Origin of the sequence: Caballeronia sp. INML1, assembly GCF_023631085.1 — a bacterium.
Taxonomy (GTDB): Bacteria; Pseudomonadota; Gammaproteobacteria; order Burkholderiales; family Burkholderiaceae; genus Caballeronia; species Caballeronia turbans.
Window position 1 is genome coordinate 144,785 of sequence record NZ_JALQDT010000075.1, and the last position, 8,687, is coordinate 153,471.

The 8,687-nt window shown below is 65.8% G+C and carries 7 protein-coding genes; 3 read left to right on the forward strand and 4 right to left on the reverse strand.

Annotated elements, in window-relative coordinates:
• Window positions 1-21 precede the first annotated feature (21 nt).
• Together uca and atzF are read left to right on the forward strand one after the other, a co-directional pair.
• Window positions 22-3,576 (forward strand): urea carboxylase, encoded by a 3,555-nt coding sequence (uca, locus tag NCR38_RS30195; RefSeq protein ID WP_250478087.1) that lies wholly within the window; start codon window positions 22-24, stop codon window positions 3,574-3,576.
• 31 nt (window positions 3,577-3,607) lie between these two features.
• Complete coding sequence (gene atzF, locus NCR38_RS30200; protein ID WP_250478088.1) at window positions 3,608-5,407, forward strand: allophanate hydrolase; 1,800 nt, start codon at window positions 3,608-3,610, stop codon at window positions 5,405-5,407.
• Between the two features lie 57 nt (window positions 5,408-5,464).
• On the opposite strand, the gene NCR38_RS30205 is transcribed toward atzF, so the two are convergent.
• Window positions 5,465-6,175: a GNAT family N-acetyltransferase gene (locus NCR38_RS30205; RefSeq protein ID WP_061121815.1), complete on the reverse strand. Its 711-nt coding sequence runs from the start codon at window positions 6,173-6,175 to the stop codon at window positions 5,465-5,467.
• Between the two features lie 101 nt (window positions 6,176-6,276).
• Between NCR38_RS30205 and NCR38_RS30210 the strand changes: the two genes are divergently transcribed.
• Window positions 6,277-7,251: a GlxA family transcriptional regulator gene (locus NCR38_RS30210; protein WP_061121814.1), complete on the forward strand. Its 975-nt coding sequence runs from the start codon at window positions 6,277-6,279 to the stop codon at window positions 7,249-7,251.
• 3 nt (window positions 7,252-7,254) lie between these two features.
• Here the strand turns inward: NCR38_RS30210 and NCR38_RS30215 are convergent, their stop codons facing one another.
• The 3 genes from NCR38_RS30215 to NCR38_RS30225 form a co-directional block, all read right to left on the reverse strand.
• Window positions 7,255-7,956: an SDR family NAD(P)-dependent oxidoreductase gene (locus NCR38_RS30215; protein WP_061121813.1), complete on the reverse strand. Its 702-nt coding sequence runs from the start codon at window positions 7,954-7,956 to the stop codon at window positions 7,255-7,257.
• Between the two features lie 196 nt (window positions 7,957-8,152).
• Window positions 8,153-8,410, reverse strand: coding sequence for a hypothetical protein (locus NCR38_RS30220; RefSeq protein ID WP_061121830.1), 258 nt, complete (start codon window positions 8,408-8,410; stop codon window positions 8,153-8,155).
• A 44-nt stretch (window positions 8,411-8,454) separates the two neighbouring features.
• Window positions 8,455-8,687: hypothetical protein (locus NCR38_RS30225; RefSeq protein ID WP_250478089.1), on the reverse strand; the 233-nt coding region annotated here is incomplete at its 5' end.

Consider the following 8,687-nt stretch of genomic DNA (forward strand, 5'->3'; position numbering starts at 1 on the left):
CCACGCATTGAACGTCCACGCATGTTCGACAAAGTCCTCATCGCGAATCGCGGCGCGATCGCGTGCCGCATTCTGCGCACGTTGCGCGAGCTGAACGTCGCTGGTATCGCCGTCTATAGCGAAGCGGATCGCGCGAGCCGCCACGTCAGTCTCGCCGATACGGCACGCAGCCTCGGCGATGGCGCCGCGAGCATCACCTACCTCGACATCGCGAAGATTCTCGATATCGCGCGCGAAGAAGGTGTGCAGGCGATTCATCCGGGCTACGGCTTTCTGTCGGAGAACGCGTCGTTTGCACAAGCGTGCGAAGCGGCGGGTATCGCGTTCATCGGGCCGACGCCGGCGCAATTGCGCGCCTTCGGGCTGAAGCACACCGCACGCGCGATCGCCGCTGAACAGGGCGTGCCGATGCTCGAAGGCACGGGCCTCCTCGATGACATCGACACCGCACTCGAAGCGGCGCAGCGCATCGGTTACCCGGTGATGCTGAAGAGCACCGCGGGCGGCGGCGGCATCGGCATGCGTGTATGCCGTTCCAGCGACGAGCTCGCCGCGCAGTTCGATATCGTCAGGCGCCTCGGTCAGAACAACTTCAGCGATGCGGGCGTGTTCCTGGAGAAGTACATCGAGCGCGCGCGGCATCTCGAAGTGCAGGTGTTCGGCGACGGCAAGGGCGAAGCCATCGCGCTCGGCGTGCGCGACTGCTCGGTGCAGCGGCGCAACCAGAAGGTGCTCGAAGAAACGCCTGCGCCGAATCTCCCCGAGGGCATGGCAACCGCGCTCTGCGACGCTGCGATCCGGCTTGCGCGTGCGGTGTCGTATCGCTCGGCGGGCACGGTCGAATTCGTCTATGACAGCGATGCGTCGCGCTTCTATTTCCTCGAAGTCAACACGCGTCTGCAAGTAGAGCATGGCGTGACCGAACAGGTGTGGGGCGTGGATCTGGTGCGCTGGATGATCGAGCTTGCAGCGGGCACGTTGCCCGCACTCGATACGCTTTCGCGCGATCTCGCACCGCGCGGTCATGCGATCCAGGCGCGTCTTTATGCGGAAGATCCGGGCCGCGATTTCAAGCCCTGTCCGGGTCTGCTCACCGACGTGTCGTTTCCGTCATCCGATGGCCGCGCGTTGCGCATCGACACATGGATCGAGGCGGGTTGCGACGTGCCGCCGTGGTTCGATCCGATGCTCGCGAAGCTGATCGCGTGGCAACCCACGCGCGACGCGGCGCGTCATGCGCTCGATGCCGCGCTCGACGCGACGCGCATCTATGGCGTCGAAACGAATCGCGGTTATCTGCGGCAGATTCTCGCGGATGCGCCGTTCGCAAGCGGTCATCCGTGGACGCGTTGTCTCGAAGGCTTGCGCTATCGCGCATCGACATTCGAAGTGCTGAGCGGCGGCACGCAAACGACCGTGCAGGACTATCCGGGAAGGCAAGGTTATTGGGCGGTGGGCGTGCCGCCATCCGGCCCGATGGACGGTCGCGCGCTGGAGCTCGGCAATCGTCTGCTCGGCAATGGCGAAGATGCCGCCGCGCTCGAAATCACGATGAGCGGTCCGACGCTGCGCTTCAACACGGATGCGGTCGTGGCGATAACGGGCGCAACGCTGCCCGTCATGCTCGACGACATCGCGCAGCCGATGAACACGACCTTCCTCGTCGCAGCCGGGTCCACGCTCGCGCTCGGCACCATCCGCGGCGCGGGCGCGCGTGCGTATCTGTGCGTGCGTGGCGGGCTGGATGTCGCGCACTATCTCGGCAGCCGCAGCACGTTCACGCTCGGCCAGTTCGGCGGCCATGGCGGGCGCGCATTGCGTGCGGGCGACGTTTTGCATGTTCATCCGCTGACGAGCCGTGAAACCGGCGCGACATTGCCGGACACGCTCACGCATCGACTCGACGATGTGCGCGTGCTGCGCGTGATCTATGGTCCGCACGGCGCGCCGGAATACTTCACTGCGTCCTATATCGAGCGCTTCTTCGAAACCGACTGGGAAGTGCACTTCAATTCGAGCCGCACCGGTGTGCGTCTCATCGGTCCGAAGCCCGAGTGGGCGCGTACCGATGGCGGCGAAGCGGGTCTGCATCCCTCGAACATTCACGACAATCCGTATGCCGTCGGCGCGATCGATTTCACCGGCGACATGCCCGTGATTCTCGGTCCAGACGGTCCGAGCCTCGGCGGTTTCGTATGTCCGGTCACCGTGATCGAAGCGGACCTGTGGCAGATCGGCCAGTTGAAGGCGGGCGACAAGGTGCGCTTCGTTCCCGTCGATATCGCGACCGCGCGCAAAGACCCTGCACGGCAAACGCCATTGCAATCGCCGATCGTATTGAGCATCGGCGAAGGCGATGAACGGCTCGTCGCGCGTCTGTCCGGCGATACGCATCTGCTGCTCGAAATCGGCCCGCCCGAACTCGATCTCGTGCTGCGCTTTCGCGGCCATGCGTTGATGCAATCGCTCGAAGCATTGCAGTTGGTGGGCGTGGTCGATCTGACGCCCGGCATCCGCTCGCTGCAGATTCACTATCAGCCGGAACGATTGCCGCTCGACACGCTGCTGGAGCACGTCGCGTCGGCATGGCAAAGCGTGCTGCTGCAAAAGGACTTGCGCGTGCCGTCGCGCGTCGTGCATCTGCCGCTCTCGTGGGACGATCCCGCGTGCCGGCTCGCCATCGACAAGTACATGACCACCGTGCGCAAGGACGCGCCGTGGTGCCCGAGCAACCTGGAGTTCATCCGCCGCATCAACGGGTTCGATTCGATCGACGACGTGAAGCGCGTCGTGTTCGATGCAAGCTATCTCGTGATGGGCCTGGGCGATGTCTATCTCGGCGCGCCGGTCGCAACGCCGCTCGATCCGCGTCATCGGCTCGTGACGACGAAGTACAACCCCGCGCGCACGTGGACGGCGGAGAACTCGGTCGGCATCGGCGGCGCGTATCTGTGCGTGTACGGCATGGAAGGGCCGGGCGGGTATCAGTTCGTCGGGCGTACGTTGCAGATGTGGAACCGCTATCGCGACGTCGCGGATTTCGCGGGACGTCCGTATCTGTTGCGCTTCTTCGATCAGATCCGCTTCTACGAAGTCTCCGCCGACGAGCTGCTGCGCATACGCGAGGCGTTTCCGCTTGGGCGGTATCCGCTGAAGATCGAGGAGACAGAGCTGTCTCTCGCCGGCTATCAGGCGTTTCTCGATCGCGAAGCGGACGGCATTGCGCAATTTCGCGCGCATCAGCAAACGGCGTTTCAGGCGGAGCGGCAACGCTGGCACGAAGCGGGCAGCGACGAGACGGCGCTCGATGCACCCGTCGCCGCCGATGCGGACGTCGTGCCGCTCGCCGATGGCCAGATCGCCGTCGATAGCGAAATTGCGGGCAATCTGTGGCAGGTGCGCGTCGAGGCCGGCGCGAGCGTCGAAGCGGGCGACGTGCTCGTCGTCATCGAATCGATGAAGATGGAAATATCGGTTATCGCGCCGTGTGCGGGCATCGTCGGAGAAGTTCACGTTGCGCCGGGTTCGTCGGTTCGCGCGGGGCAGCGCGTCGTCGTGATCGAACAGCGCGCGTGACACACTTCAGACCAACAAGGAATCATCGGACATGGATTCATTCGACCTGCGTCTTCCCGCCTTGCGCGCCGCGTATCGCGAAGGCCGTGCGACGCCGCGCGCGCTGATCGGCGCATTGCGCACGCGCGCTCGCGCGTTGAACGCCGACTATCGGCTCTTCATTCATCTGCTGGACGACGACGAAATCGAGCCGTATCTCGCGGCGCTCGATGCACGCGACATCGATTCGCTGCCGCTTTACGGCGTGCCCTTCGCAATCAAGGACAACATCGATCTCGCGAACGTGCCGACAACGGCCGCCTGCCCCGCGTTCGCGTACACGCCGCAGCGATCTGCGACGCTCGTCGCGCGGCTGATCGCGCTCGGCGCGGTGCCTGTCGGCAAGACCAATCTCGACCAGTTCGCGACCGGACTGAACGGCACGCGCTCGCCGTACGGAAAGTGCCGCAACAGCGTGCTTGCGGACTATCCTTCCGGCGGATCGAGCGCGGGGTCGTCGCTGGCCGTCGCGCTGGGCGTCGCGAGCTTTTCGCTCGGCACCGATACCGCCGGCTCGGGCCGCGTGCCCGCTGCGTTGAACAATCTCGTCGGCACGAAGGGGACGAAGGGCCTGCTCTCGACGGCGGGCGTCGTGCCCGCGTGCCGCACGCTCGATTGCGTGACCTATTTCACCGCGACGGCGAGCGAGGCGAGCACGCTGCTCGCGCTCACGGCAGGCCACGATCCCGCCGATCCGTACAGCCGCGCGAATCCGCAATGGAACGATGCCGCCGCGTTCGGCACGGTGGCGCGCTTTCGTTTCGGCGTGCCGCGTCAACTCGAGTTCGCCGGTTGCGACGAAAGTCCCGCGCTCTTCGCGAACGCGCGCGCGGCGCTCGAAGCGCTCGGCGGCGAGGCGATCGACATCGACGTCGCGCCTTTTATCGAAGCCGCGCGTCTGCTTTACGAAGGGCCGTGGGTCGCGGAGCGCTATAGCGTCGCCGGCGCGCTGATGGAGTCGCAGCCCGATGCCGTGCTGCCCGTGATCCGCGACGTGCTCGCGAAGGCGCCGGGCGTCACCGCCGTCGATGCGTTTCGCGCGCAATACAGGCTTCAGGCATTGAAGCAGCGTTGCGACGCCGTACTCGCGGATCTCGATTGCGTGCTGACGCCATCGATCCCGCGTGCGGTCACGCTCGCCGAGCTCGAGCGCGATCCGATCGGCGCGAATTCGCTGCTCGGGCATTACACAAACTTCATGAATCTGCTCGATTACGCCGCCGTCGCGACGCCCGCGGGGTTCATGCGCAATGGCCTGCCGTGGGGCGTGACGCTTTTCGGCCGCGCTTTCACCGATCAATATCTGCTGAGCGTCGCCGATGCGTTGCATCGCAAGCTCGCCGTGCCGCTCGTCGGCGGCGCGCGGCAGGACGGCGATACGCCCGCGCGCGCCGCGCGTGACGACAGGATGAAGCTCGTCGTATGCGGCGCGCATCTCACGGGTTTGCCGCTGAACGGGCAACTGGCCGCACGCGGCGCGCGCCTCGTCGAAGCGACATCGAGCGCGCCGCGTTATCGCCTGTTTGCACTCGCGGGCGGGCCGGTTCAACGGCCCGGCATGATGCGCGACGATGCGAACGGGGCGGCGATCGCGGTCGAAGTGTGGGCGTTGCCGAGCGCGGAGGTCGGCTCGTTTCTCGCGGGCATTCCCGCGCCGCTCGCGCTCGGCAAGGTCGAACTCGCGGACGGCCGCTGGGAAACCGGCTTCGTCTGCGAGGCGCATGCGCTCAACGGCGCCGTCGATATCACGCAGTACGGCGGCTGGCGCGCATGGCTCGACCGCGCCGCGTGAGCGATCATCGGCGGCAGACGGCCGCGAGCGGCGTGCGCCGGGCCGTTGCAAAAGACATCAACGCGCGGCGCCGGGCGCGGCGTGACTGACCTGCGTGAGCACGAACGCGTGGCGCAATTGGAAGCCGAGCCGTTCATACAGGCCGATGGCGCTCTCGTTGTGACTGAACACATGCAGGAACGGCGTATCGCCGCGCAGCCCGATTTCACCGCGCAGGATGTTCATCAGCCGGCCGGCGAGACCGCGCCCGCGACAGCGTTCGTCGACGCACACCGCGCTGATCTCCACATAACCGTCGATGGCCATGCGTTCTCCCGCCATCGCGACGAGCTCCCCGTGTTCGCGAATCCCGATGTAGCGGCCCATCTCGCGCGTGCGCCGTCCGAACGGGCCCGGCTTGGTTCGTTGCACGAGCGCGAGCATGTCGTCGACATCGGCGGGGCCTAGGGCGATCACGCCGCTGTCGTCGACGCCTTGCGTGAAGGGCCGCGTCGCGACCATCTGATGAATCGTGCCGACGCGCTTCGCCTCCAGGGCATCGATGCCCGCGACCGCATCCGCCGACAGCATGGCGACCAGCTCGCCGGGCTGCAACAGCGCGTGCAGCGCGCGCCATGCGTCCGGCGTGTCCGACGCGATCGCCGCGAAAGGCGCGACCTCCGTATGGAAACGCCGCGCGAGCGCATCGCCGAGGCCGAGATGCGCCTGTTTCGTGGTCAGCGCGGTCCAGATCGGGCGGTCGAGTCCCGTTTGCGTCGGAAAGCTCATGTCTGCTCCGGATGAGAAAGTTGATCGGATAAGCGTCACTCTAGACAGTTCGACGCACTCCGGCTATTGTCGGAAATGACACTTTTAGAATCATTCACGCCATGCGAACGATGGTTCTCGCCCTTGACGGCGTATTCGACACGGCGCTGTCCGCCGTGCTCGACGCCTTCACCATCGCGAACGAGCTGGCCGACATGCTGGAGCCGGGCGCCGGCCCGCGCTTCGAAATCGAATTGATCGGCGTGAGGCGCGACGTGCGCACCGCGCTCGGCATGCGCGTGCCGGTCAAGCCAGCGAGCGCGATGACGCGCCCCGACTGGTTGATCGTGCCGGCGCCCGCCACCAAGATGCCCGCTCAACTGCTGCCGGCGCTCGCTCGCCGCGACGTGATCGATGCCATGCAGCTGCTCACGCAGCAGCACGCGGACGGCGTGAAGATCGCGGCGGCGTGCATCGGCACGTTCGTGCTGGCGGAATCCGGCTTGCTGGACGGTCACGAGGCCACGACGAGCTGGTGGCTCGCGCCATTGTTTCGACAACGCTATCCGGCCGTGCGCCTCGACAGCGCGCGCATGCTCGTGCCATCGGGCGAGTTCACGACGGCGGGTGCTGCGATGGGGCATCTCGATCTCGCGCTGTGGCTGATAAATCAGGCGAGCCCCGCACTGGCCGCGACGGTGGCGCGCTATCTGATCGTGGACGCGCGTCCGTCGCAGGCGCCTTACATGATTCCGGATCATCTGGCGCGCGCGGACCCGATGGTCGAGCGCTTCGAGCGCTGGGCGCGCGCGCGGCTCGCGCAGGGCTTTTCGCTCGAGGCGGCCGCGCACGCGCTGGCGACGAGCACGCGCACGTTGCAGCGGCGTATCGAAGCGGTGCTCGGCAAGTCGCCGCTGTCGTACTTTCAGGACCTTCGTGTCGAGCGGGCCGTGCATCTGCTGCGTTCGAGCCAGCTCGATATCGAGGCGATCGCCGCCGAGGTCGGCTATGCGGACGGCGCGACCTTGCGCACGCTGTTGCGCCGGCGGCTCGGGCGCGGCGTGAAGGAGATACGGGCGGGCGCTGCCGAAGGTTGATGCTCAGAACTTCTCCACCCACGGCCGCAGCTCGATTTCCCAGGTCCATGCGCTGCGGTGCTGACGCAGGACGTCCAGATAGGTCTGCGCGATGGCATCGGGATCGAGCGTGCTGTCCGGCGCATCGGGCGGATCGGCGCGGCCGTCGGAGCGAACGCTGCCATCGATGACGAAATGCGCGACATGAATGCCCTTCGGCGCCAGTTCGCGTGCGGCGCTCTGCGCTAGGCCGCGCAACGCGAACTTGCCCATGGCAAATGGCGCGGACAGCGCGAATCCCTTCACGCCGGCGGTCGCGCCGGTCAGCAGGATCGCGCCCCTGGCCGCGGGAATCATGCGCCGCGCCGCCTGCTGGACCGCATGGAACGCGCCGAGCGCCGAGACGGCGACAGCCTGTTCGACCTCCGCTGCGTCGAGCTCGGCGATCGGCCCGCGAGTGCGCCCGCTCGCGTTGTAGATCACGATTTCCGGGGCGCCGATGCGTTTGTCGGTTTCGGCGAAGAGCGCTGCCGTCTGGCCGGCATCGGAGGCATCGACGGGCAGGGCGATTGCGCCGGTTTCATCGACGAGTATTGAAAGCTTGTCGACGTTGCGCGCCGCGATGACGACGGGAATGTCCTCGGCGCGCAGACGCCGGGTGAGAGAGCCGCTGATGCCGCTCCCGGCACCGATGATGAGGGCGCTGCGATAAGGAAGTGTGCTCATGGCTTCACGCTCGGAGGGGTGACGAAGCCGATGATAACCGTGGTGTGAAATCGGCGCGCGAACGGCGCGCTTCATGGCAATGCTGTGAACAGGTGTCCTTCAGGCTATCTGCTTTTCGATCTCTTCGCACCGACACCGAAGCGTGAAGAGAGGAGAAGGAAGCACGTTTGTTCCTTCTCCTGTCGACGGTGCTGCTTCAGACCTTTACGCCGTGCAGGAGGCTGCCGATGGCGTCGAGCGACTTCGTGACGTTCTTCAGATCGACGTTGGTGTACTGCGATGCATCGACCTGGGTCACCGGCGCCACATTGATCTGCGGGCTGGCGAAAGCGAAGCCGCTGATCGAGTTGGCGTTGATGCCGTTGTTCTGGAAGATGCTCGCGCCGCCGACGATAGCGCCCATTTCAGCGCGGCCGAGTTCTTTGCTGACAGCGAGGTTGTCGATTTTCAACATGATGGTTCTCCGGAATGATGGTGTGGATTCGATGAGGCGAGCGATCAGACCGCGACGCCGCCGAGCAGGCTGCCGACGGAAGAGAGCGACTTGGTGATGTTCTTCACGTCGACGTCGGTGTGCTGCGAGGCATCGACCTGCGTCACCGGGGCGACGTTGGTTTGCGGGCTGGCGAAGGCAAAGCCGCTGATCGAGTTGTAGTTGATGCCGTTGTTCTGGAAGATGCTTGCGCCGCCGACGATGGCGCCCATTTCAGCGCGGCCGAGTTCTTTGCTGA

Bases quoted from the DNA above. Each gene is read 5' to 3' on its own strand.
- NCR38_RS30215 (WP_061121813.1), bottom strand. From the start codon at position 7,956: ATGAGCACACTTCCTTATCGCAGCGCCCTCATCATCGGTGCCGGGAGC.
- atzF (WP_250478088.1), top strand. From the start codon at position 3,608: ATGGATTCATTCGACCTGCGTCTTCCCGCCTTGCGCGCCGCGTATCGC.
- NCR38_RS30210 (WP_061121814.1), top strand. From the start codon at position 6,277: ATGCGAACGATGGTTCTCGCCCTTGACGGCGTATTCGACACGGCGCTG.
- NCR38_RS30220 (WP_061121830.1), bottom strand. From the start codon at position 8,410: ATGTTGAAAATCGACAACCTCGCTGTCAGCAAAGAACTCGGCCGCGCT.
- uca (WP_250478087.1), top strand. From the start codon at position 22: ATGTTCGACAAAGTCCTCATCGCGAATCGCGGCGCGATCGCGTGCCGC.
- NCR38_RS30205 (WP_061121815.1), bottom strand. From the start codon at position 6,175: ATGAGCTTTCCGACGCAAACGGGACTCGACCGCCCGATCTGGACCGCG.